Raw genomic sequence first — 23,809 nt, forward strand, 5'->3', positions numbered from 1 at the left:
AGCTGTCGTTGCCAGCCAAGGCCAGCTGCACGCCGTGGGGTAACCATGCCCCCGGATTCGCAGAGCACCTGCCTGCCCGAAGGTGACACAGCCTTGCGGCGGTTCGGTGCTGCGCGGCCGAAGGGGGTGGCTCACGGCCGAGGCCGGGTGCCCGGTCGCAGTTCGATGCGTAGCGTCTCGTCGTCTTCGATCACAAACGTCGGGTCCTGGTCCTTCTGCCAGCCCAGGGGTAGCAGGTAGTAGCGGTGGTCGCGCTCCACAAGTAGGCGCAGACCGCTGTAGCGGTAGCGGTACGGTGCGCCGGCGCCCAGATCCTCCGACTTGAGCTCGGGCGGGCCGGAGATGCTGAGCCGCTCCTTGCTGTAGACGACAACGGCGACCCGCCGCACCAGGCGGTCGGCGTCCGCCTGGGCGTCGCGGCGGCCGAGTTGTCCGGCTGCCAGAGCGACCACCCACAACAGGAACAGGGCGGCGACGACGGCGGACACCGCCCGCTCCCATCGGGGCTGGCCACGTTCCTCACCAGCGTGGGCCGCGCGAGTCAGCCCCAGCAGCAGGCCACTGGCGATGAGCAGCGGGGGCAGCCAGCGCACCGGCTGGATCGAGCTCCACCACAGCAGCAGCAACAGCCCGCAGGCCACCAACAGCGGATAGCCCTGGGCCGCGGCCCGGGCCCAGCGCCTCGTTTGGTCCAGCGCCTGGACCGGCACGTGGAGCAGCTTCAGCCAGTGCGGCAGGTGCGGCAACAGCACCAGCAGGACCAGTGCGATCAGCACGGGGAAAGTCGCCAGTCGCAGGCTGCGCACGGCGAGTTCGAACGAGTCGAAGCCGATGGCGAGGGTGTCGAGGTGGTAATAGCCGTAGTAGCTCTTGCTGTAAATAAACCCGGCGTACAGCATCACAGCCAGGATGAACGAACCCGCCCCGAAAGCGGAGTTGATGATATCCGTCGCTCCGGAGCCCGCGATGTCGGAGGGCTCCTGCGGTGGCGCTGGTGGTGCCGCAGGCGGGCGGGGCGTGTCGGGCACCGCCGGGACGGCTGGTGCCTGGCCGGCGGCCGGCGAGGTACGGGACCGGGGAAAGAGCCGTGGCCGCCGTGGCGGTGGTGTCGGCGGGGAGGTGTGGTCTGGTGTGGAGGCGCCCGGGCGCGAGGGCCCTTGGCGGTCCGTCATGAGGATTCCGGCCCGGAGCTCTCGTCGGGGTCTGGGACCGCCTCGGTCGACTCGGGCACGGCAGGTGTGTGCCTGACGCTGCCGTCCGGCTCGAGGCACGGCACGTGCGTCGGGTCGACCTCGCTGCAGGACGGCGTTACTCGCGGATCCGGGGACGGCGATCCGGTGATTCCGGGTCCGGGCGCGTCTGGGGTTCCCGTGTCCACCGGTGGAGGCTCGATCGGATCGATGTCAGGGTCGCCGCCGCCGGATGACACAGATGGCGCCTGGTCCGACACCACGGGCTGATCTTCTCCGCCCGGAGTTGCGGGGTCCGTACCCCCAGCGCCGCAACCCGCCAAGGCGGCCAGCGCCGTCACTGTGATCACCAGCATGCGCAACGTCGCAGGCCCGTGCGGAATGCGCATGTCGCCCCCTCAGATCTGCTTTGGTTCAGAGTGGCAGTACACGAATGGTCTACGCACAGCAAAGCTGTAGATTTCCATCTATCACGCACAGTGTGGCTGGAACCCAACGCAAGCCAGGGCTCGCCGTGATGGTCGGCTTGAGAACGGCCCGGCCCTTCGTCACTCATGCCAGCAGCGAGTGAGCACCACCTGTCAGTGAGCTCTTTCAGCGGTGCCGCTCGAGGGTGAGGACGGCCTTGGCCATTGACGTCATTCGATTCGGGCTGCAGCGGGCCCGGCGGAAGATCCGCCAGGACTTCAGTTGGGCCACGCCTCGGTCGCGGCCGGGTGGGCGCCGACGTGCTGTTGTTACCACGGACCCGCTCCGATGTAGGCGCGGTCGGCCAGAACGGGGACGCCCTGGCGCTCGCAGATCCGGATGATGCGGTGGGTGCGGGCTGCGGTGAGATCGTGGGCCCGGCCCGGAAGCGCGGGCGAGAGCCACAGCAGCCGGCCGCCCGGATCGGTTACGACCTGCACGTTCACTCCGTGTCTGCGGTGCTTGTGTGAGTAGTCGGCGCGGCTGTCGCCGATCCGGTCGCACTCCACGAGGGTGCCGTCGAGCAGCACGTGGTCGGGGTCGGTCTCGCGCAGGACACGCAGCAGGCCGGGTGCTTGGTCGGCGAGCAGGTCGATGACCGCGGTCGTGTAGGCGTGGGCGGTGCCGACCGCGATACCGAAGCCGCCGGCGATCTGCGTGAGGGGGTCGTGCCGGCGCAGGTACACCAGAGCGACCAGGGCGCGCTGGTGCGGTGGCAGCTTGCAGCGCCGGTCACCCTCGCGGGTGACGATGAGCATCGTGACCCACTCGACCAGGGCATGCGGCAGGTCGAGTGCGATGCCCCTATGGAAGCCAAGTGGTGGTGGGCTCGGGGTTGTGCCGGATGAGGATCTTGTAGACGGTGCGGGCGAGGTAGCGCTTGAGGCAGCGGATGGCTTCCCGCTTGCTGAGCCCGTCGGTGATGCGCCGTTGCACGTACTCCTGGGTGGTAGGGTCCCAACGCAGCCGGGAGAGGACTGCTCGGAACAGTGCGGCGTTGGCCTGCCGGTTGCCGCCGCGGTTGAGGCGGTGTCTGCGGGTCTTGCCCGAGGACGCCTCGATCGGGCAGACCCCGCACAGCGCAGCGAAGGAGGCTTCACTGCGCAGCCGCTGCGGGTTGTCGCCGGCGGCGATGAGCAGTGCGGCTGCCGAGTCCGGCCCGATTCCGGCAAGTTGCAGCAGCTCCGGGGCCGCGGCTTGGACCAGGGTCGCCAGCTGCCGGTTGGCATCGCGGATTTCCTGATCCAGGTAACGGATGCGCCGGGCCAGTCGGGCCAGCGTCAATGTGACGGCCTGTCCCTGACCCTCCAGGTCGGTGCATCGGGTGAGTAGCCTCGACAGGCTCAAGCCCTCCAGCGAGTCGCGCACCGCCGCCTCCGCAGTAATCAGGACGTTGCGCAGCTGGTTGATGGCCTGGACCCGGGCCTTGGACGCGGAGTCCTTGGTGAGTTTCACGACGCGGATCGCCTCGATGGGCCCGACACCGAGCTTGGGGACGACCCTCGCGTGACCGGCCAGCACGGCGCGGGCGGCGGCCTCGGCATCGACGGCGTCGGTCTTCCCGCGCCGTCGGCGCATCGCACGGTTGGGCCGATTGACCTCGACGACCTGCACCCCCTGCGTACGCAGCCAGCGGGTGAGTCCAGCACCGTAGCTGCCGGTTCCCTCCACGCCCGCCTGACCCACGGGGCCGAAGCCGGATGCCCAGGCCACCAGCTTGCGATAGCCATCGGCCGTCGCCGGGAACGTCTCACCGTCCAGCAGTACGCCAAGACCACTGAGCACCACAGCCACGTGGAAGTCCTTGTGCGTGTCGACCCCGAGTACATTCGCAGGCTCCACCGGCGACACCAGCGTCCGCGCCATGACCTGTCCCTCCCTGAACCGAGTTCCACAGTGCCGGTCGCCGGGAGGACGTGGCCGGTCAGACCTGTGACGGTGCAGCATGCACGACCGCGAAGGCCCCTATTTGGACACGGTCACCGCTCCCGACGGGAACGCTCCGCCAAGGCCCGGGCCGACGGATCGCACTGAGGACACCGATGAGGGCCAGGCAGGATATGAGTCAGACCGCACGCCGAAGCGGAGCTCCCTCATCCTCACAGGCAGGATAGGGAACCAACAGGGCTCCTGTGCCGGTGGGTTGAGACCTCGAGCACCTCCCTCAACGGCACGGGAGCCCTGTGCGTTACAGCCGCCATCCTCGTCACTCGATCAGTGGCCACGCTGAAAGAGCTCAGCGCAGTAGGCCTTTGGACACCTGACGGATCCGTGACGCGCGCCGATCGTGGCGGCACCGTGCGCCAGACCGGTCCCACCGGACTGTGGGACGTCGTCACCGAACTCCACGAGCTGTTCCCCGAGGCGCCGGCCCGCGCCGACTTCGGTATCACCGTCACCCCCGGCAGGCAGAAGGCCTGGTACCACAGCCCCAAGGGACCGCCCTGGACCCTCCCCAACCCGGCAACGTTCGGACTGCAGGAGCACCACCGCGCGGGAGGGCGACCAACCCAACTGCGCACGGCGCAGGGCCGTGGCGAGCGCCACGGCCCTGCGCCGTACCGCGGCGAGCGCACACGGCCAGCATCCGAGCCTGCTCCAGCTCGCTCGGCGCGGCCGGGTGCACCGCCGTCCGGCGCGGTCCGGTCGGCTTCGGCCTGGGGGTGCGCAGCGGGTAGACCGTGGCCCGTGAGCGGCCGGTCAGCTCGCAGGCCGGCTTGACGCCGACGACCGGCTCCAGTGCAGCGCGTGCCTCGGTGATCACTTCGTCCGCTTGGTCGCGGAGTCCTCGCTCGCAGAGCAGTTCCAAGAGCTCGTGTGCTTTTCCCAGGATCGCCAGCGCCTTCTGGGACTTGGCCAGCTCCGCGGCCAGCCGCTCGTTCTCCGCCCGCAGCCGCTCGGCCTCCTTGGCCTCGGCACTCTGACCCCGTGGCCCGGTGTGCTTGGCGGCCAGGCCATCCAGGGCGCCGGCGTCCCGGGCGGCCCGCGGGTCGATGATGTGCGAGTGATACATCCCCTCCCGGCGCAGGGGCACCCTTGGCACCAGGCTCGGTGAGCCGCTCGTACTCCTCCACGATCCGCAGCTTGTACTGCGCGGAGAACTGCCGCCGCTTCGGCCCACCCGCGCGGGGACCGCGCTTCTTCTTGCCCACGGCCCCGGCCACCACCTCGACGTCGAGCTCGGCATGCTCAGAGTCAGGCTCAAAAGATCCGTTCTCGCCCCACTCGCCGCAGAAGACTCTGTTGTCCTCATGTCTCACAGGAGTCTGCCGGGGAGGGCCTGTGCGCCTCACAAGCGACGTAACGTATGGACAAAACGCGCCGATATGTCCGTTAGAGGAGGAAAGGGGTGGCGGACGGGCTAGGCTGGCGAAACCTACGACGTGGGGGTGGCTGGCATGCGACGGTGGGCCGAGTTCGTTCTGCGGCATCGCAAGATGGTCGTGGGATTCTGGGGCCTCGTGCTGATCGCGGGCGTGCTGCTGGCCGGCCGGACAACGGACCGGATGACGATCGACTTCTCGTTGCCGGGCCAGCCCGGCACCGTGACGGCGCACAAGATCAAGGACGCCTTCGGCAGCGGCGGCGACACCAGTCCCTATCTGGTCTCGGTCACGCTCCCGGCCGGGCAGACCGTCTCCGGTCACGAGGCCGACATCGACCGGGTGTTCACGGCCGTTGGCGACGCGGTCCCAAACGTGCGGGTGATCAGCGAGGCGAACACCGGTGACAAGGCCTTCCGGACAAAAGACGACCGTACTGCCTATGCACTGGTGTTCTACCGCTTCAACCCGTCACCCGATCAGACGTTGTTGACGGATCCGATCCGCTCGGCGGCCGAGAAGGCCCTGCCCTCCGGTGCGACGGTCGGGGTGACGGGTGAGGAGGAGCTGGCCTCCGGAGGCGATGACGGTGGAGGGCCGGGCGTGCTCGGGGAGACGCTCCTTGGTGCCGTCGGCGCCCTCGCCGTGCTCGTTTTCGTATTCGCGTCGTTCCTCGCCCTGCTGCCGTTGCTGGTCGCCGCAGTGTCGATCCTTGCGACCTTCGTGATGCTGCTGCCGCTCACCTACGCCATCGATGTGTCGTTCATCGTGCAGTTCCTGGTCGCCCTCATCGGCCTCGGCGTCGCTATCGACTACTCGCTGCTGTTCGTCACCCGCTGGCGCGAGGAGCGCGACCGCGGCCGAGACAACCACGAAGCGGTCGTGGTCGCGATGGAACGGGCCGGGCACGCGGTGGTGTTCAGCGGCGTGACGGTGGCCATCGGCCTGCTCGCCCTGGTCGTCCTCCCGGTCCCGTTCATGCGCAGCATGGGCTACGGCGGCGCGCTCATCCCGCTGGCAAGCGTGATGACGACCCTCACCCTCACCCCTGCGATCCTGGGCGGCATCGGACCACGGGTCGACTGGCCCAAGATCCGCCACGAGAACCGGGCAAGCCGCGCCTGGAGCCGGTGGGCCGCCGCCGTGGTGCGGCGCCGCTGGATTGCGGCCGGCGCCGCGCTGGCCGCGCTGGCCGCGCTGGCCGGCGTCTTCTCCGGTGTCAGGATCGGCCTTGCTTCCTCGGAATCGCTGGCCAAGAGCGGCCCTGCGTATGAGGCCCTGTCCACTCTGGAGCGTGGCGGTGTCCCGACCGGCGCGCTGACCCCGATGGAAGTCCTGGTCAGCACCGACCAGGCTCAGTCGGCTGCCGCCGAACTGTCCAAGGTCGACGGCGTGAGCAGTGCGTTCGTACCCTCCGGACCGGCCGGCAACCGGGACGGACAAAGCATCGTGGTGATTGTCCCGGACTACGAAACGGTGAACTCCAAGAGCATCGGCGTGGTCAAGCGGGTCAAGAACGTCTCGCAGGACCTTCCCGGGGTGGTCGGCGTCGCCGGTATCGGGGCGGCACAGATCGACTTCATGCACGCCGTCTATGGCAACTTCCCGCTGATGCTCACGATCATCGCCCTGCTGACATATGTGCTGCTCGTCCGCGCCTTCCGCTCACTGCTGCTGCCACTCAAGGCCGTGCTACTCAACCTGCTCTCGCTCGCGGCGACGCTCGGGCTGATGGTGATCTTCTGGCAGGAAGGTCACGGCTCCAATGCGATCTTCGACATCGAGGCCACCGGCGCCATCACGTTCTGGATCCCCCTCATGGTCTTCGCCTTCCTGTTTGGCTTGTCGATGGACTACGAGGTGTTCATCCTGTCCCGTATCCGCGAGGAGTACGACGCCGGGCGATCAACCGACGCCGCCGTCATCGAGGGTGTCGGCCGTACGGGTCGGCTCGTCACCAGCGCTGCGCTGATCCTCTTCCTCGCCTTTGCCGCCCTGGCCTCCGGCCCCGGCACCGACCTCAAGACCCTGGCGACCGGCCTCGGCTTCGGCATCCTCCTGGATGCAACCATCGTGCGGATGCTGCTGGTTCCGTCCCTCGTCTCGCTGTTCGGTCCATGGAACTGGTACCTGCCGGGCTGGGCCGCCCGTCCACTGCGAGTGCAACCGTCCTACCCGCACCCGGAGCGGGCAGAGCCCGAGCCGAAAGCACCCAAGCACGGATGAGTTCGATCCACGATCTGCGTCCGATTCGATGACGGACCAAGATGACTTGGGCCCGGCAAGTGCAGCGCAGCTCGGGCGCACCACAGGAGTAGGGAGCGGATCGATGGACCGACCAACTGCGAGCACGCGCCAGGCCGGGTGACGCAAGGGTCACCTTCGAGTGGCTCGCCACGGGGCACATCCGCTGCAGCGTGGGACGGCCGAGATGCCCGAGGCACTCGAGAACGTCTCCGTCATCGGATGCACGCCGCCAACGGGACGTACTTCCAGCCGTACTCCGACGAGCGCGGCGTCTGCCGCGTCTACGAGATGAGCATCGGCAACGGCTGGTCGAGGCTCCGGCGGGAGGGCGAGCCGTTCTCTCAATGCTTCGAAGCGACCTTCAGCGACGACGGAAACACGATCACCGGACGTTGGGAGATCGCCGAAGACGGCACCAACTACACCACCGACTTCGAACTCGTCCAGCGCAGAGCCAACACGTAACACCGGCTCCGGTGGTGTGCAATCCGGAGAAGCTGTCCATGACGAGCGCGGCCCGGGCCGGGCCGCCGTCGTCGTCGATGTGCTTCAGCACCAAGCGGTAGTCGCGGATCGGGGCCTTGTCATCTCCCGCTCGGCGAGCCGGATCCCCCAGCTCCTCCGCCTTCGCCGCGAAGTCGGTGATCTTCCGCGAGGCGACGCCATCCGTCCTCATCGCAAGGTCGCCGAGGGCGTCGCCCCAATCCGGGGGCGTGATCAGGTGCGGTGATCAGCCGGGGTGGGCTGCGACTTGGCGTTGGGCTGAACGGGTGACCAGGCGGGCTGTCAGGGCTTCATCGAGATCGCCCCATGGGCTCCTACGGGCTTACCTCGGCGATACCCCCCTCCCACTGAAAAAGCCCAAGTTGGAAGGACGCCCCGTCCATCACCGCAGAGCTGGGCGCTGCCCCGGTTCCGGGCGCCGAGCGGGCGCTCTCCTCAGGCGATGGGCTCACCGATGCCCAGCAAGTTCCCCTCGCTGTCACGGAACCATGCACCGCGTTCACCCCGTGCGCCCTTGCTCGGGTAGTTCCCTTCGATCTCGCCGATCCCGTCCACCGTCCGCAGCCCCGGCAGAACAACCTCCTCGAACATCACGCCGCGCCGCCTGAGCTCGGACACGATGGCCTCGATGTCGTCGACCTCCCACCCCATCGGAGTGAACGTGCCAGGTGAGGCGCCCCTCGATTGGAACACCGCGAAATCCACGCCTCCGCACCGGTACAGCAGTCCACCAGGCCGTTCGTCGACGGGCTCCAGACCGAGTACCTCGGAGTAGAAACGCCGCGCCCGGTCCAGGTCCTGAGCCGGAAGTCTGGTCGCCACCCGTGCCCCGGCCAGAGTGTTCCCGTCGTCTGCGTTCATGTCTCCACTGTGCGCTGAGCACTGGCCGCATGGCCGAAGGCAACGGGTGCGAGCGACGAGGGCCGCCTCACCGGAAGAGCGGGATGAGCCGCCGCACCGGTGAACGGCCCTGAGAGATCACTCGGCCGCCCGGCCGATTCCTCGGTCCGGATCACGCAACGCGCTGGCGTGCGCCACTCAGGACCGCCGGGAGAAGATCATTGGCGACTGGTCGTGGGGGTTACCGCGCAGGAGCGGGGCAGTTTGCCGGCGTCTCGCATCTGCGGCCGATGCCAGGCGGAGGGCTGGGGCTTCGCCTCAGGCCGTTTCGTGATCATCCCCGCCGGACCTGCGGCAGCCGCCCCCCGAGGCCGGTGACCGCCCCACCTCGGCGGGCTCATCCCACCGTGTCCCGTCGCCCACGCAAAGCGGCCGGCATGCGATCGTCAGCGCCGAATGTGACGCTGGATTCCTGAAGGATCTACGGAAGGAAAGTCATCGCCATGATCACAACTGACTTCGGCCCCGGTTCCCCCTGCTGGCTCGACCTCGGTGCGCCCGACGTCAGCGCCGCCGCGTCCTTCTACAGCGCCTTGCTCGGCTGGGACTACGAGTCCATGGGTGAGGGAGAGGGCATGGAAGGCGGCATGTTCCGCAAGGACGGCAAGATCGTCGCCGGGCTCGGCAAACTCACCGAGGAGGGCGCGCGCTCGGCCTGGATGATCTACTACAGCGTGACCGACGCCGACGCCACGACCCAGGCCGTTCAGCGCGAGGGCGGCACGGTGCGGGTGGCGCCGATGGACCTCGACGACTGGGGCCGGATGGCGCAGTACAGCGACCCGCTGGGGGGCCAGTTCGCCGTCTGGCAGCCGGGCACGAACAAGGGCGTCGAGCTGGTGGACCAGCCGGGCTCGCTGTCCTGGACCGAGCTGTACACGAGCGACGCCGCCAGCGCCAAGGAGTTCTACGGCGGCATCTTCGGGTGGCAGTTCAGCGACATGGAGCTGCCCGGCGGCGGGGGCACGTACACCCTCATCACACCCGCCGGGCTTCCCGAGGAGTGCATGCAGGGCGGCCTCATGGAACTCCCCAAGGAGAACCTCGCCCTGGCGAACGGACGGCCGTACTGGCACCCGGTGTTCAACGTCAAGGACTGCGACGCCGCGGTCGCCAAGGTCAGCGAGAACGGCGGCAGCGTGCAGATGGGACCGCAGGACGCGGAGGGTGTGGGCCGGCTTGCTGTCTGCCTCGACCCGTCGAACGCGGACTTCGTAGTACTCACGCCGGTCCGGAGCTGAGCCCCGCAAGGCGGGCCGGCGGCCGGTCACAGTCAGCTTCCTCAAGGAACCCCGACCGAGGAGGGCCAGGCACATCGCTACCGGAGCGAGGTGGCCGGGGGTGCATGTACGTCGAGGAGCCGTCCGGGGTTCCGATGCCAGCCCGATGACCGGGGGCGGATCGGACTCGTTCTCGGTGGACCCTCCTGGTTGTCGGCTATGCAGTTCGTGAGCGGCGCGATATGGACCCATGCCCGGCCCTCCCCCGCCATGCTCACCGCCTACGCAACCGACCCCACACTCGCCGCCCTGCGCATGGACTTAACCACCACCGGACGGCGGGAAGGCAGCCCCCGCGCCTCGACCTCAGATCAGCAGACGCGCAGGTGCGGTCTGGCGACGGCGCCGCCATCTCAGTGAATCTCGTGGCGGCCATTGGCGCGGTGAACTGCACAGACCCCTTGATCAGGGAGTATGCGCTCATCGAGCCTCAAGGATCGGTGCCTGACCGTTGGGGAGATGTGATGAGGACTTGCCGTCTGGCCGCCGTGGGGACGGCCGCGCTTGTGACGATCGCTGCCGTGAGTGGCTGTTCCGATGATGAGGGGGGTGGTTCTTCGTACGCGACGACAGCGGCACCGTCGAGCACGGCCCCGAGCAGCGCACCGGCCAGTACACAGGCCGTGGTGGAGACCGCCTCGGCCGGTGATCTCGGCACCATTCTGGTCGACGGGAAGGGTAATACCCTGTACCTGTTCGTGGCGGACACGTCGACGACCTCGACCTGTGAGGGGGAGTGCGCCACGGCCTGGCCGCCTTTGCTGACGTCCGGTGCACCGTCGAGCGGCGGCTCGGCGAAGTCCGATCTGCTGGGCACGTCGAAGCGGTCCGACGGCACGACGCAGGTCACCTACCACGGGCACCCGCTCTACCGATACGAGGGAGACACCAAGCCGGGCGATACGAACGGACAGGATCTCGACGCGTTCGGCGCCGAGTGGTACGTACTCGATGCCGACGGCAACAAGGTCGACTAGGACTGACCGGTGGCGGTCGCATGAACAAGCAATCGACGTGACGCCGAAGACCAGCCACCGTCGGCGCACTTCGGCGCGGGTCACCGCTGTTGCGCTCGGCGCCGCCCTGCCGGTGGCTACGGCGGTGGCAATCTGGGTGACAGGCGAGCACCACAGCCCCCAGTACACGACGGCCCTCTTCGGCGCCCGGGGCTCCGCTGCGGTCACTCTCAAGGCCCGCCTGGGCTCAGTCCTGTTCGGCATGGCGATCGTCCAACTTCTGTTGGCCTTGTGGATCTACGGGCGGCTTCCCCGCCTCACCGCCGCGTCCAGCAGCGTCCGGGCTTCGCACCGCGTAGTGGGATGGGCAGCCTTCCTGCTGTCGGTGCCCATCGCCTTCCACTGCGTGCGCACCTACGGCGTGGCTACCACGAGCACCCGGGTCTTCCTGCACTCGGTCGCCGGCTGCGCGCTGTACGGAGCCTTCGTCGCCAAGGTACTGGTGGTACGCAGCCGCCACCTGCCCGGCTGGCTGCTCCCAGCGGCGGGAAGCGCACTGTTCGGCGCAATCGGGGTGCTGTGGTACTCCGCGGCGCTATGGGCCCTCAATGGATTCACTGCTCCCGCTCTTTGACTCACGTGCTTCACCACCAGCCTCAAGGCTCATGCACCGAGCGTTTTCCAATCTCAGTCCGCACAGGTCAGGTGCAGGGTGAGGGCGGCTTGGACGAGGCCGGTGACGCGGGTGGTGGAACAGCGGTGCTTACGCAGGAGCCGCCGGCTCTCGAGGGTGGCCATAGCCTGTTCGACAAGGGCGTGGATCTTCGGGTGCGAGCGGTTGGCAGCCTTCTGACCTGCGGAGAGCGTCGGCCAGCGACCCAGTACGGCGTTCGTACGGTGCCCCCGGCGCCGCGGTAGCCCTTGCCCGCCCAGCACTCCACGCCGGCCTCCCACAGGGCGTCGATCACGCCGTGGAACGGGCGGCCTTGATGTCGAGGACCGCCCCAGGAAGCGCGGGCGATGTCCACAGCGGCCGGCCCGCCGGGCCGGTGATGACCTGGACGTTCATGCCGTGACGTTTATGTTTCCCCGGAGTAGGAGGGTCGGTCCACCGCGATCCGGTCGATCGGCAGCAGGGTGGCTTCGGGAAGGACGAACAACTTGGTGGCGGCGGTCTTCATCGCCCCGATGAGGTCGGGCAAGGGCGGCCAGGGCTTCGACCCCCTCGGCGACGTAGCGGTGGGCGGGGGTGGTGCCGACGCCGAACCTGGCGGCGAGCTGAGCGTAGGTGGGCCCACAGCCGGGCGGTCCAGGCCGGACGCGGCGAAAGCGTCGACGAGACGGGAGACCGTCGGATCGCAGGCCACCGGAGCGAACCCACCGGCTTGGCCCGCAGCATGGCGACGTCGGCCAGACAGTCGCCGCCGAGCTCGACGTCCAGGGCCACATCCAGTGTTCGCGAGGATCGTCGGGCGGGCTGGCATCGCGGAATCACAGGAGGTGCTGGCTTCGCGTTGTTCCGTGGCTCCGCTTTGACCCTACTCAGCCGTACCGGTCGTGTGTCTATCACTCGGGCCGACGGCGGGTGCGCGTACTGCCTCGGCGTCCTCGATGAACTGGCGCAGCTTCGCGACGAACCGGGCGGCGGGTGCGCCGTCGATCACGTTGTGGTCGAAGGTGACTGTCAGGTCGAGCACGTCACGGACCTCGATCCGTCCGTCCACGGCACGGGGGCGCGGGGTCGCACCGCCGATGACCACCTGGAGAGGCATCAGACTCGGCGGGGCAATGCCGAATCCGCCGCCGGCGCCGAACATTCCCACCGCTGTGACCGCGACCGTCCCGGTCAGCCGGCGGAGCCGGACGGACCTGGCCAGCACTGCGTACATCATGGGAACAAGGCCGGGGAGGCGGGTCATCGTGGTGCCGAAGCGGTTAAGGAGACGCCCCGTGCCCGTCGTGGCGTAATCGCGATTGGCGGCCACTGGGACCCGGTGCGATGCTCGGCAGACCGGCCTCAGCATCGCCCTCCTGGGAGCCGCGGCGGCGATCCGGCTGGGCTCGACCTGGGTCTGACCGGCCCGCATGGAATCCTCCATACGTCTGACCGTCCCCGGGCCGCCCGCTTACCTCCGAGGTCATCGACTCCCGTTCAGGCCATGTGGAACGATCGTCCGCATACGGAGCCCGACCGACCGGAAGGACACCATGCCCGCCTACGTCATAGCCAATCTCCAGGACGCCACGCCTCACCCCGAGATCGCAGAGTACATCGAGCGCCTCCCCGGCACCTTCAAGCCGCACGGCGGCCGCTACCTGGTGCACGCCACGGACCACGAGGTGAAGGAGGGCAACTGGTCCGGAAGTGTGGTGATGATCGGCTTCCCTGGCCTGACGGAAGCACAGACGTGGTGGAACTCCCCCGCGTACCGGGAGATAGCCCCACTGCGCTCCCGTCACATCAAGGGCGACATCATCCTGATCGATGGCGTCCCGGAGAACTACGACCCAAGTGCCCTGGCCAAGGCCATAAGGGACGCCGCATCGACCGATTAGACCTCCTGCGGCCCGGGAGTGCCTCTATGCCTTAGACCAAGCCAGGGACCGTCCTAGATTTGGGTCGTACCGACACTCTCGGTGGGCGTTCCGCGAGCCTTCGCGCGCTTACATTGACAGGGGCGTTGCCGGCCGTGGATCACCGGGTCGGTGGCGTCTTCGCGCTACTCGCCGCAATAGTAGTTACACCGTCGTGTACGGCGGGAAGCCATGCGGCAGGTGGAGCGCCGCCCACACCCCCAGCCTTGCTCGCAAACAGGGGCGCGACGGCGATCCGCGGCCCGGCGCGGGTAATCCCTTGATCAATGGGATGGGCGGCCTTCCTGCTGTCGGTGCCCATCGCCTTCCACTGCGTGCGCACCTACGGCGTGGCTACCACGAGCACCCGGGTCTTCCTGCACTCGGTCGCCGGCTGCGCGCTGTACGGAGCCTTCGTCGCCAAGGTACTGGTGGTACGCAGCCGCCACCTGCCCGGCTGGATGCTCCCGGCGGCGGGAAGCGCACTGTTCGGCGCAATCGGGGTGCTGTGGTACTCCGCGGCACTATGGGCCCTCAATGGATTCACTGCTCCCGCTCTTTGACTCACGTGCTTCACCACCTGACTCCGGTAGCGGTTCGTGGGGTCTGGCGCAAGTTTCGTGACCCGTCACGGTCAGTTGCCGACGCCCAGGAAGCGACGGCTAGGCTCTCCGGATGCCATCCGTGCATCTGCGTCACTCAGCGCGCGCGATCATCCTCGACGAAGATGACGGCATCCTCCTGTGCCGATTCGCGATCCCCGACCCGGAGGAGACAGTCGTGTGGGCGGCTCCCGGCGGAGGAATCGAACCAGGCGAGACGCCGCTTCGCGCGCTGCGTCGCGAAGTGCGCGAAGAAGTAGGTCTCATGATCGAGGCAGACCCGCTGCACGTGTGGCACCAGGAGGTCGTGGCGCCGGGGCACGCAGCAGGCTACGACGGCGTGGTCAATGACTACTTCCTCGTGCGCACTGAGCTGTTCGAGCCTCGCGGGGAGCTGTCCGACGAGGCGCTTGCGGCAGAGCACATCACCGAGCTGAAGTGGTGGTCCCTGCCAGACATCGCCCGCTATCACGGCCCAGAGCTGTTCTCCCCCCGCGACCTCGCCGGACCCCTGGGCGCATTGATCACCTCAGGGGCTCCGGCAGGGCCGGTGCCCCTCGGCCTGTGAACGGCGAACCCGGCCGTAACACCATTCCCGGTCCGGTCGTGCGGCAAGGCACCGCACCTGCCGTTTGAGCATGTTGATCCGATTTGACGGCGCCTTCGCCCGGGCCGGAGATCCAGCCGGTGGTCAGGCCGGCGGCGACCACGTTGAAACCACCGAGCAGTGCGGGCCGCTGGGCCCATCCGTGGCCGCCGTCAACGCTGACTCTGGGGTAGCCCACGGGTGCGCGGTGGCTGGGTCAGTAGCGCAGCACCGCTGCGATGCGGCCCCTGCCGTCCAGAGTCCCGTCGTGCACGAACCGCACATCGGCTCCCGTCTCCAGGGCCTGCTCGACGATCTCGTCCACAATGTCCTCGCGCGAGTCAGGATCGGACGCCTCTGCGGGTTCCAGGTGATCGCGGTAGTCGCGGACAACGGTGCGGTAGTGCTCCTCGACCGCGAGGAGGCGGATGCGGCCGTCCTTGGCGGCATGCCAGGTCTCATCGACCCCGCCGGCGAACTCGCGCCGTCCGCGCGCCGCGTCCAGCTCCGCCACCACCGTCACGGCCAGGGCCTCCTCTCGGGCCTGGTGTACGGGTTCGACAGCCCGGCCAACGGCTTCGGCCGGCCCGTGGGCGAGCCCGCCGTGCGTCACGGTCGGTGTGCCCTGGGGCAACGGGCCGGTCTCCTCCAGGAGCGACAGCGCGGGGGCCTCGCCGATCACGTACAGCGGTCCGGGCGTGGCCGTCAGGACACCGCGCAGGTCTTCGTGTCCCCGGCGGAAGAAGCCACGGGTCGCCTCGTCGCGGAAGACGCTCGGGAGGTCTCCGATCCGTTCCTTGCGCTCCGCGTCCGGGTCGTCCAGGCTCCGGGTGAGCGGGAAACCATCCCCCGTGTGCTCCGCGACACCTCCCGGTCCGCCCTTCCACAGCGACATACGGTCCGCCGCCACGACCAGCACCCAGTAGGGCCGTCCGGCGGCCTGCGCGGCAACCAGATTGCGGGTGAGGAAGGTGTCGGCGAGAACGACCCGTTCCGGGACCGTCCGGGCCACGGACCACACCTGGTGCTCGCCCGCATCTGCGTAGATCACCAGCCCGTCCTGCGACTGTGAGAGGTCGGTCTCGGCAACGGCCTGCCGCAGCTGCTCCAGCACCTCGGTCCGTCGTTCCTCGGCCACGTCCGGGTCGTCCCGCAGCGCCTTGTCCGCATCGGTCAGCAGGTTGCGCAGCCGTACGGGGTCTTGCGTGTTATCCGGCTGACGGCGGTGGGTCGGCATGAGGAGTGACACCGCAGGGTAGGGGCGGGGCCGGCGCAGCTCCGCCAGGATGTCGGAACCGAGTACGGGTCCATGAGGGAGACCTTTCGTCAAGTGAGCGAGGTGGCTGCCGGAGGGCCGGGGATAGTGTGGTCCGGCGATCTACTCGGCCAGTTCCTTCTCGTCCTCGCCGCTGAGCGACGTCCTTAGGACGGTGCCACGTGTGGCTGCATCGCAGCCGTGAACTTGTCATCCGTGATCTTCGACGCCATGCTCACGATCGCGGCGGCGCCAGCGCCAGCAGGTCCTTCACCTGGCCGCGGGCCTGGTCCTCGATGCCGGACTTGCCGAGCTGACCTCCCACGACGGTCCCGGCCTGAAGGCCCCCCGGCATCAGGAACAGAGCCGACGATCGCACCCCACAGAGCTCCCGCGGCAGCGGTGGTCCCCACGATCCGGCCCGACGCGTCGACGTGGGTCCTGCCGTCGGTATCCAAGGACACAACCGCGCGCCCGTTCAGCTGCACGACGCGGTCGCGGTGCACGTCCTGCACCGCCGAGAACGCCCCCTCCGCGGCCTTGGGGCTCGCGTACCCGATGCCGATCGGCTCGGACATTCCCGCCTCCAGATGGGTTATCCCGCTGGTTGGGCGGCGCGGCACCCACCGAGCCGTGGGTCCTCTGGGTTCCCCATAGGAGAGCGTCGAACCAGGACCTGCCATGGGACAGTCTCACCCAAAAAGGGCGGCGTCGCGATCCGGTGGCTCTTCACAGGCTTCCCTCGCGCGATCGGAGCGTAACGATCTACGGGATCCCCAAGTCGATCGCGAAGCCGTTGGCCTCGCCAGCCGGAAGCTCCTGACCTACTCCCCCACGGCATCGTCCGAGCCGGCCATGAAGTCCGCCATGATCGCTGGTATCCGAGGTGCGCGCCGAAAGCAAGCTCTGAACACTGACACCGATCGCCTCGTGCACCGCACTACTACGGCACGGAACGGGGTGGTGATCGTGGGCTGTGGGACCGCGCGGCCGCCCGTGCCGTCGAAGGTTGATACATGCGGCAATCCGGCGTGGGGCGGGCCTCTTGGGAAGGAGTGATCCACAACACCCGTGACGCCGTCCCACCCGGGGTGGCGACTGCGGCCGCGTGCACGGGGCGGCTGCGCGGCGCCGACGAAGTCGAGCCAGCGCTTTTCGCCGCATTCGAACGCTTCTGCGAGGACAAGCCACCGCTGGAGTGGTTACCCCCTGCGCAGAGCGCTGAGTGACCGACCATCGACCTCTTTGCATCCGCCCATCCACCGCATGGACGATCAGACATGTGGTGCGAACGATTGGACATCCATCGTCCACCCCGTCGGCATACCCTCCTGGCAGAAGCTGATCCAACGGAGGAGTCCTCATGAACGTGGCTGTGCTCGGCGCGACCGGTAAGACCGGACGGCCGTTGGTGGACGCGCTGCTTGCACGCGGTGTGGAGGTTCGAGCCGCCAGCCGTCAGCCGAAGGACATCCCTGGCGCCGAGACCGTGCACTTCGACTGGGCCGACCGCGACACCTGGGCCGGCGCGGTCGCAAAGGTCGACGCGGTCTATGTCGTCGGGCCGGTGTGGGAGCCAGATGCCGCCGCGGTGTTCGAGGACTTCCTGGGCCAGGCTTCGGACGTACGCCGGGTCGTGCTGCTGACGTTGATCGACGCGGAGCGTCTGCCGGCCGACGTACCCCTGGCGGGCTGGGAGCGGGCGGTACAGCAGTCCGGCAAGGAATGGACCATTCTGCGCCCGAACTGGTTCCAGCAGAACCTCGGCCACGGCGCCTTCACCGAGGAACTGCGGGACACCGGCCTCCTCGAGCTTCCCGCAGGCGCCCGCGCCCTCAGCTTCATCGACGTACGCGATGTCGCCGAGGCAGCCGCGGTCGCTCTCACCGAGGACGGCCACTCCGGTCGGACCTATGTCCTGACCGGGCCCGACTCACTGACCTACGCCCAGGCAACCGCGCTGCTCGGCCAAGCCGCCGGGCGGGCACTGCGATACGCAGCGCTGAGTCCCGCCGACTACGCGGACCGCCTGCGTGCAGCCGGCGCGCCCGAGTGGGCGGTGATCTGGCAACTCGGTCTCTACGAGCTGATCGACGACGGCGCGAACACCCCGGTGACCGACACGGTAGAACGCCTCACCGGACGCCCACCTCGGCGGCTCGGCGATTACGCGACCGAGTACGCCGCGGTATGGCAGACGCCATGACACCGCAAAAGCACCATCTCGTGCCGGAATTCCCGCGGCGCCTCTACAGGGCCGTGCCCGCGTGACGGAGCCCCTCCCGACAGGTCTTTGACCGCCTCGGGGAACGCTGGACTGGCTAGGGCGTTCTCTAGCGGCCCCGTTGAGGCGAGTTGAGCTGGCCCCACCAGAAGGGGCGTTCGGGGGCACTCGGGGGTTGTGGCGAGGCGAAGTGGCCCCACCTCGAGCCTTGCGGTGGAACGGTGGTTGTGGTCCGCCGAGGGTGGGTGCTGTGGATGGCCTTGTCGAAACAGGAGTTGTTCGACCGGATCCGTCGAGACAGCTGGCAGTTGAAGCTATCGATCCGGGCGTTGTCGAGGAAGTACGGCGTGCACCGTCGGCTGGTGCGCGAGGCGTTGGCCTCGCCGGTGGCCAGGCCGCGCAAGGAGCCGGTGCGGATCTCGCCACGGATGGAGCCGTACAAGAAGATGGTCGACGAATGGCTCCGGGCGGATTTTGAGGCCCCGCGCAAACAGCGGCACACGGCCAAGCGCATCGGTACGCGGTTGGAGGAGGAGTTCGGGGTCACGCTTCCGTACACCACGGTGCGGGACTTCGTCACCGCCCGCAGGCGCGGGTGGTCGCGGCGGAGGAGGCGGCGCCGGCCGAAGGTTATCTGACGCGACACAATGCGCCGGGCGCGGACGCGGAGGTCGACTTCGGGGAGGTCTGGGTCGACCTGGCCGGAGAGCGGGTGAAGTGCTTCTTGTTCGCGTTCCGGCTGGCGTATTCGGGCCGGGCGGTGCACCGGGTCTCCCGCTCCTGCGGGCAGCAGGCGTTCTTCGAGGGCCACGTCCACGCGCTGACCACGCTGGGCGGAGTGCCATGCGGGCAGGTGCGCTACGACAACCTCACCCCGGCGGTTCACAAGGTCATGTTCCGCAGCCGGCTGCGGGAGGAGAACCCGAAGTGGACGGCATTGCGGGAGTTCTATGGGTTCAACGCCTTCTACTGCGAGCCGGGACTGCGCGGGGCCCATGAGAAGGGCGGGGTGGAGGGCCAAGTCGGGTACTTCCGGCGCAACTACCTCACCCCGGTCCCGAGCGTGGCGACGCTGGAGGATCTCAACCAGCAGATCACCGTCTTCGAGGCGCGCGAGCTGGACCGCCGTATCGGATCGCGCATCCGCACGATCGGCCAGGATTTCGGGTGGGAGGCCGCCTTTCTACTGCCGCTGCCGGTGGACCCCTTCGAGACGGCGATGACCTTCCAGCCCCGGGTCGACCGCTACAGCCGGATCACAGTGAAGATGTGCTCGTACTCCGTCCCGGTCCGGTTCATCGACCGCAAGGTCACCGTCCATCTGACCGGCGACACGCTTGTCGTCTTCGACAATCGGCGCGAGATCGCCCGCCATCACCGACTGGCTGGGCGTGGTCTGGAACACCTGGTTCTGGACCACTACCTGGAGGTGCTGCTGCGCAAGCCCGGCGCCCTGGACCGCTCCGAGGCCCTGCACCAGGCCCGCCGCCAGGGCACCTTCACCGCCGAGCATGAGGCGTTCTCGGCCATGGCCAAACGGCAGCTGGGTGACAGTGAGGGCACCACCGCCCTGGTCAGGGTCCTGCTGCACCGCCATCTGCAGCATGGTGACGTCCTGGCCGGGCTTCGTGCCGCCGTCGATCTGGGCACCTGCAGCGAGGACGTCGTCGCGCTCGAGGCCCGCAAGGCCGCCCAGGCGGCCGGCCGGGCTCCTACCGTGACCGCGACATCCCCCTCCCCGGATCCGCCGGAGCACCCCGGACCGGAACTGCCGCAGGTCAGCCATCTCACCTCGCGCCGCCTGGCCCAGCCTCTGCCCGATGACGCCCGACCGCTGCCCCGTCTGGAGCAGTGGGACGAGCTGCTGCACCTTCGCCGGAAGGAATCTCCGCCATGACCACCGCACACCATGCACTGACTGCCCAGGCTTCCGACGCCGCGATCGACACGGCATGTCGGATGCTGCGACTGCCCACCATGCGGGCGCAGGCCACCGACACCATCGCCCGCGCTGAACGCGAGGGCCTCTCCTACGCCGGGTTCCTCGCCGAACTGCTGATGGCCGAGTGCGAGGACCGCGATCGCCGCCGGGCTGAACGCCGTATCCGGGCCGCCCACTTTCCCCGGGAGAAGTCGCTGCGAGAGTTCGACTACACCGCGAACCCGAACGTCACCCCGGCGGTCATCCACGGTCTCGCCTCCTGCGAGTGGATCGCCAAGGGCTACCCGCTGTGTCTGATCGGGGACTCCGGGACCGGCAAGTCACATCTGCTGATCGCCCTGGGCACCGCGGCCGCGATGGCCGGCTACCGCGTCCGCTACACCACCGCCGCTGCCCTGGTGAACGAGCTGGTCGAGGCCGCCGACGAGAAGCAGCTGGGCAAGACCATCGCCCGCTACGGACGTGTTGATCTGCTGGAAATCGACGAGCTCGGCTACCTCGAACTTGACCGCCGGGGCGCCGAGATGCTCTTCCAGGTTCTCACTGAGCGTGAGGAGAAGAACAGTATTGCGATCGCCTCCAACGAGGCGTTTACGGGCTGGAGCAAGACCTTCACCGACCCAAGGCTCTGCGCGGCGATCGTCGACCGGCTCACCTTCAACGCCACCCTCATCGAGACCGGCACCGAGTCGTATCGTCTCGCCCGCACCAGGGCCAAGAACAACGGGGTTACCTGACCGCAGTCAAACGCCTTGACCCGAGGCAGGAGTCAGACCCAGTTCGCCCACCCGAAGGTGAACAGGTATGCCCGCCGCAGCGCGTCGACCCCGCGGATGCCTCGCAGGAACATGACCGCCAGTGTCCCGAGGAACAGCACAGCAAACGCTCCGCCGATGCCGGCACCGACCGCGGCATCCGCGGCAAGGCCCACGACCACGCTCACCACGAGCACAATCCCCAGACCGAAGTGCGCGGCAGGCAGGTCGGCACGCAATACCTCTCGCGCCTGCCTACGCGCCGCCCTCATGTCGGAGCGATACCGCTCTCGTGCTGCCGCCGGATCGGCTGCGGGACCTTCAGGCCACTGCTGCACGATTCCATCCCCCTCCACGTTCGAGACCGCGCACTCCGCCGGTCCCAAATCAAGCCGCCCTGCGGAGCCATACCACGACGCCTCAGCTTCACCAATTATCCACAGGCTGGGGCCAGCTCAACTCGCCTCGACGGGGCCGTTAGAGAACGCCCTAGCCACGCTGGACCCTCTTCGTCCTGGTCGCCCTGCGTGACGACAAGCAGCGCTTCTCCGAACTACGCAGACGCGTGGAGGGCATCAGCCAGAAGATGCTCGCCGACCGTCCGTCACCTCTCACTCCGATAGCGTCCGGGCGATCGGCCGTGCTCGCGTTTGAACGCCTTGCCGAAGGCGAACTCCGAGGTGTAGCCCACCCGCTGGGCAATCACCCCCAGCGGGGCATCGGAGGCGTGCAGCAGGCGGGCGGCGACCGTCATCCGCCACCACGTCAGATACGCCGCGGGCGGGGCGCCGACCAGGGCACTGAAGCGCTGCGCGAAGGCCGAGCGGCCCAGACCCGAACGCGCACCCAGCTCGGCCACCGTCCAGGGGTGGGCCGGCTCGGCGTGGATCGCCGCCAGCGCCCGCCCGATCGCCGGGTCGGTCAACGCCGCCGCCCAGCCACCGGCCGCGGTGTGCGCCTGTTCGCTCACCCATGCACGCAGGATGTAGAGCAGCATCGCATCGATGAGCGCCGGCAGGATGCCGTCCCGGCCCGGCTGCGGCTCACCCAGTTCCTCCCCGATCAACCCCACCAGATCACGCAGCGCTCCGGTGCGTGAGCGCGTCGGCAGATGCACCACCGCGGGCAGCTCCCCCAGCAGCGGATGCCGGGTGCCGCCGAACGGATACGCGCCGCACAACAGCACCGTCCGGGCACCTGGCCCCTCGACCCTGACCCGGCCGATCAGGCCAGGCGCATCGCCCTGCACGGGTGCGAAGTCGCTCAGCGCGCTGCCCAGATCGTCGCGCAGCACATGCGCGTTGCCGTGGCGCAGCAGCACCACGTCCCCGGCACCCAACCGCAAGGGACCGGTCTTCGTCGGGCTCAGCCAGCAATTCCCCTGCAGCACTACGTGGAACGTGGCACCGGCGATCGCAGGAAACCGCAGACCCCACGGGGCGTGCAGGTCCGCACCGGCCGAGCGGGGCGCACCAGTGCGCAGTGCGCTGAGCGCATCAGCGAGAACGTCCACGCTCCCCAGCGTAACCACTCACCCGCCGGACGAGCGAACATGGCAAGCGGACAGTCAGGCATCCATCGTCCAGACCTTCGACATCCGATCCGTCTCGGTGGGCGTTCCACGAGCCTTCGCGCGCGCGTACGTTGACAGGGGCGTTGTCGGCCGTGGATCAGCTGGTCGGTGGCGTCATCGCGCAACTCGCCCCAGTAGTTGCACCGTCGTGTACGGCGGGAAGTCATGCGGCAGGTGGAGCGCCCCCGGCAGCCCTGTCTTGCCCGCATACAGGGTCGCGACGGCGATCCGCGGCCCGGCGCGGGTAATCCCTTGATCACCTGAAGGCCGGCCGGAAGACTGTCCCGGTCTGCGTCTGCGCCGTCGCCAGCGTGCGGTGAGTTCGATGTCCTGGGGAGTCACCAATGCCACAACTCGTCCCGGCAGTGCCTGCCGGCTACCGCGTACGCCCGGCGACAGCCGATGACATCAGCACCATCCATCACCTGGTCTCGGCGTGCGAGCGTGCGCTGTATGGCCGCGAGCAGACCGACCCCGGGGGCATCACCGCGGTCCTCGCCCGACCGGGGCTGGTCCCGGAGCTGGACACCCTACTGATCCACGACCCGGCGGGGCGGCTCGCCGCTCGTGCATGGGTGAACCGGCGCTCCGAGGTCGACGTCCATCCCCGGCACCGGGGCCGGGGTCTCGGCGCCGCACTCCTGGACTGGGCCGAAGTCCGCGCCCGCCAGGCAGGGAGCGAACAGATCGTCCAGACCGTGCCCGACGACGACACGGAGGCGGTGGCCCTGCTGCGCTCCCGCGGATACGAACCGATGGTGACTGAGTGGCTGCTGGAGTTCGCCATGCCCGACGAACCGGCGGTACCCGAACCGCCTGCGGGCATCACGGTCCGGCCTTTCCTCCCGGGCGACGGGCAGAGCGCCTACCAGCTCATCGAGGACGCATTCGACGAGTGGCAGCAGCGACGCGAGTCCTTCCAGGAGTGGGCGCAGCACACCATCGAACGCCCCACGTTCGCCCCCGCGATGTCCGCCTTGGCGTTCGAGGGCGGACAACTCGTCGGCGCTGCACTGTCGTTGGACCTACCGGAGGCAGGCGAGGGCTACATCGAGCAGATCGCGGTGCGCCGTGACCACCGCAACCGCGGCGTCGCTCGCCTGCTGCTGCGTCACGCATTCCGCGCGTTCCATCGGCAGGGCCGGCGGGCGTGCACCCTTGGCACTCACTCCGATACCGGCGCGCTCGCCCTGTATCTACGCGTCGGTATGAAGGTTCGACACAGCTCCACGGTCTACAGGAAGAGCCTGTGCAAGCCCTGATACGCCAGCCGTAGATCGTGATCGCCATAGTGGGTAGGCAGACTGCCGGTCTGCGCCCGGTCGCCAACCGCTCGCCCTTCGCGCCCGCTCAGGCTGGCATCCGCTACCGGTCCGGCTCGGGATCCAAGCGGTCAGGGTCTTCGCCTGGAGGGCGTCCTCACGTGCGGG

At 68.5% G+C, this 23,809-nt stretch carries 18 protein-coding genes and 7 pseudogenes; 14 read left to right on the forward strand and 11 right to left on the reverse strand.

Translation table 11 applies throughout. The features are described 5' to 3' along the window. Positions 1–131: 131 nt before the first annotated feature. The 3 genes and pseudogenes from AB0M28_RS20715 to AB0M28_RS20725 all read right to left on the reverse strand — a co-directional run bounded on the left by AB0M28_RS20715 (position 132) and on the right by AB0M28_RS20725 (position 3,524). Positions 132–899, reverse strand: coding sequence for a hypothetical protein (locus AB0M28_RS20715; RefSeq protein WP_365406673.1), 768 nt, complete (start codon positions 897–899; stop codon positions 132–134). Between the two features lie 885 nt (positions 900–1,784). Continuing rightward, positions 1,785–2,416, reverse strand: a pseudogene (locus tag AB0M28_RS20720) (transposase family protein). 46 nt (positions 2,417–2,462) lie between these two features. Beyond that, the gene (locus AB0M28_RS20725; RefSeq protein WP_365406675.1) at positions 2,463–3,524 is read right to left on the reverse strand and encodes an IS110 family transposase; all 1,062 of its coding nucleotides are present in this window, start codon (positions 3,522–3,524) and stop codon (positions 2,463–2,465) included. A 1,532-nt stretch (positions 3,525–5,056) separates the two neighbouring features. Between AB0M28_RS20725 and AB0M28_RS20730 the strand changes: the two genes are divergently transcribed. Further along, positions 5,057–7,207 carry an MMPL family transporter gene (locus AB0M28_RS20730; RefSeq protein ID WP_365406748.1) on the forward strand — a complete coding sequence of 717 codons (2,151 nt, stop codon included), beginning with the start codon at positions 5,057–5,059 and terminating at the stop codon, positions 7,205–7,207. Positions 7,208–7,447: 240 nt separating this feature from the next. Beyond that, positions 7,448–7,693: a hypothetical protein gene (locus AB0M28_RS20735; protein WP_365406678.1), complete on the forward strand. Its 246-nt coding sequence runs from the start codon at positions 7,448–7,450 to the stop codon at positions 7,691–7,693. 474 nt (positions 7,694–8,167) lie between these two features. Here AB0M28_RS20735 and AB0M28_RS20740 read toward each other — a convergent pair whose 3' ends face one another. Next, positions 8,168–8,593, reverse strand: a complete 426-nt coding sequence (locus AB0M28_RS20740) for a VOC family protein (protein WP_365406681.1) — start codon at positions 8,591–8,593, stop codon at positions 8,168–8,170. Positions 8,594–9,075: 482 nt separating this feature from the next. Between AB0M28_RS20740 and AB0M28_RS20745 the strand changes: the two genes are divergently transcribed. The 4 genes and pseudogenes from AB0M28_RS20745 to AB0M28_RS20760 all read left to right on the forward strand — a co-directional run bounded on the left by AB0M28_RS20745 (position 9,076) and on the right by AB0M28_RS20760 (position 11,502). Continuing rightward, complete coding sequence (locus AB0M28_RS20745; RefSeq protein WP_365406684.1) at positions 9,076–9,873, forward strand: VOC family protein; 798 nt, start codon at positions 9,076–9,078, stop codon at positions 9,871–9,873. Between the two features lie 213 nt (positions 9,874–10,086). After that, a pseudogene (locus tag AB0M28_RS20750) lies at positions 10,087–10,272 on the forward strand (hypothetical protein); the annotation flags it as partial. 266 nt (positions 10,273–10,538) lie between these two features. Continuing rightward, complete coding sequence (locus tag AB0M28_RS20755; RefSeq protein WP_365406687.1) at positions 10,539–10,889, forward strand: hypothetical protein; 351 nt, start codon at positions 10,539–10,541, stop codon at positions 10,887–10,889. Positions 10,890–10,926: 37 nt separating this feature from the next. After that, positions 10,927–11,502 carry a DUF6529 family protein gene (locus tag AB0M28_RS20760; protein ID WP_365406689.1) on the forward strand — a complete coding sequence of 192 codons (576 nt, stop codon included), beginning with the start codon at positions 10,927–10,929 and terminating at the stop codon, positions 11,500–11,502. A 53-nt stretch (positions 11,503–11,555) separates the two neighbouring features. Here AB0M28_RS20760 and AB0M28_RS20765 read toward each other — a convergent pair. The 3 genes and pseudogenes from AB0M28_RS20765 to AB0M28_RS20775 form a co-directional block, all read right to left on the reverse strand. Then, positions 11,556–12,167: pseudogene (locus tag AB0M28_RS20765) on the reverse strand (transposase family protein); the annotation flags it as partial. A 14-nt stretch (positions 12,168–12,181) separates the two neighbouring features. Next, positions 12,182–12,321 (reverse strand): annotated as a pseudogene (locus AB0M28_RS20770) (IS1380 family transposase); the annotation flags it as partial. A gap of 85 nt (positions 12,322–12,406) precedes the next feature. Continuing rightward, positions 12,407–12,760 carry a 2-oxo acid dehydrogenase subunit E2 gene (locus AB0M28_RS20775; protein ID WP_365406692.1) on the reverse strand — a complete coding sequence of 118 codons (354 nt, stop codon included), beginning with the start codon at positions 12,758–12,760 and terminating at the stop codon, positions 12,407–12,409. A 316-nt stretch (positions 12,761–13,076) separates the two neighbouring features. Here AB0M28_RS20775 and AB0M28_RS20780 point away from each other — a divergent pair, with 316 nt between their 5' ends. The 3 genes and pseudogenes from AB0M28_RS20780 to AB0M28_RS20790 all read left to right on the forward strand — a co-directional run bounded on the left by AB0M28_RS20780 (position 13,077) and on the right by AB0M28_RS20790 (position 14,612). Then, positions 13,077–13,424 carry a DUF1330 domain-containing protein gene (locus AB0M28_RS20780; RefSeq protein WP_365406695.1) on the forward strand — a complete coding sequence of 116 codons (348 nt, stop codon included), beginning with the start codon at positions 13,077–13,079 and terminating at the stop codon, positions 13,422–13,424. Between the two features lie 305 nt (positions 13,425–13,729). Then, positions 13,730–14,005, forward strand: a pseudogene (locus tag AB0M28_RS20785) (DUF6529 family protein); the annotation flags it as partial. A gap of 112 nt (positions 14,006–14,117) precedes the next feature. After that, the gene (locus AB0M28_RS20790; protein ID WP_365406698.1) at positions 14,118–14,612 is read left to right on the forward strand and encodes an NUDIX domain-containing protein; all 495 of its coding nucleotides are present in this window, start codon (positions 14,118–14,120) and stop codon (positions 14,610–14,612) included. Positions 14,613–14,847: 235 nt separating this feature from the next. On the opposite strand, the gene AB0M28_RS20795 is transcribed toward AB0M28_RS20790, so the two are convergent. Continuing rightward, positions 14,848–15,867, reverse strand: coding sequence for a chemotaxis protein (locus tag AB0M28_RS20795; RefSeq protein WP_365406751.1), 1,020 nt, complete (start codon positions 15,865–15,867; stop codon positions 14,848–14,850). 253 nt (positions 15,868–16,120) lie between these two features. After that, on the reverse strand, positions 16,121–16,264 hold the full coding sequence (locus AB0M28_RS20800; RefSeq protein ID WP_365406701.1) for a hypothetical protein: 144 nt from the start codon (positions 16,262–16,264) through the stop codon (positions 16,121–16,123). 984 nt (positions 16,265–17,248) lie between these two features. Here AB0M28_RS20800 and AB0M28_RS20805 point away from each other — a divergent pair. The 3 genes and pseudogenes from AB0M28_RS20805 (at position 17,249) to istB (ending at position 20,788) form a co-directional block, all read left to right on the forward strand. Next, complete coding sequence (locus AB0M28_RS20805; protein WP_365406703.1) at positions 17,249–18,091, forward strand: NAD(P)H-binding protein; 843 nt, start codon at positions 17,249–17,251, stop codon at positions 18,089–18,091. 272 nt (positions 18,092–18,363) lie between these two features. Continuing rightward, positions 18,364–20,006, forward strand: a pseudogene (gene istA, locus AB0M28_RS20810) (IS21 family transposase). Then, positions 20,003–20,788 carry an IS21-like element helper ATPase IstB gene (istB, locus tag AB0M28_RS20815; protein WP_365406706.1) on the forward strand — a complete coding sequence of 262 codons (786 nt, stop codon included), beginning with the start codon at positions 20,003–20,005 and terminating at the stop codon, positions 20,786–20,788. The pseudogene istA and the gene istB overlap by 4 nt, the downstream one beginning before the upstream one ends. 32 nt (positions 20,789–20,820) lie before the next feature. Here istB and AB0M28_RS20820 read toward each other — a convergent pair whose 3' ends face one another. After that, positions 20,821–21,045 (reverse strand): hypothetical protein, encoded by a 225-nt coding sequence (locus tag AB0M28_RS20820; RefSeq protein ID WP_365406709.1) that lies wholly within the window; start codon positions 21,043–21,045, stop codon positions 20,821–20,823. Positions 21,046–21,314: 269 nt separating this feature from the next. Here AB0M28_RS20820 and AB0M28_RS20825 point away from each other — a divergent pair. After that, a pseudogene (locus AB0M28_RS20825) lies at positions 21,315–21,395 on the forward strand (winged helix-turn-helix transcriptional regulator); the annotation flags it as partial. A 15-nt stretch (positions 21,396–21,410) separates the two neighbouring features. Here the strand turns inward: AB0M28_RS20825 and AB0M28_RS20830 are convergent. Further along, positions 21,411–22,319 carry an AraC family transcriptional regulator gene (locus tag AB0M28_RS20830; protein WP_365406711.1) on the reverse strand — a complete coding sequence of 303 codons (909 nt, stop codon included), beginning with the start codon at positions 22,317–22,319 and terminating at the stop codon, positions 21,411–21,413. A 404-nt stretch (positions 22,320–22,723) separates the two neighbouring features. On the opposite strand from AB0M28_RS20830, the gene AB0M28_RS20835 reads away from it, so the two are divergent. After that, positions 22,724–23,641, forward strand: coding sequence for a GNAT family N-acetyltransferase (locus AB0M28_RS20835; protein ID WP_365406714.1), 918 nt, complete (start codon positions 22,724–22,726; stop codon positions 23,639–23,641). Positions 23,642–23,809 lie beyond the last annotated feature (168 nt).

It is taken from the genome of Streptomyces sp. NPDC051940 (genome assembly GCF_040680895.1).
GTDB lineage: Bacteria > Actinomycetota > Actinomycetes > Streptomycetales > Streptomycetaceae > Streptomyces.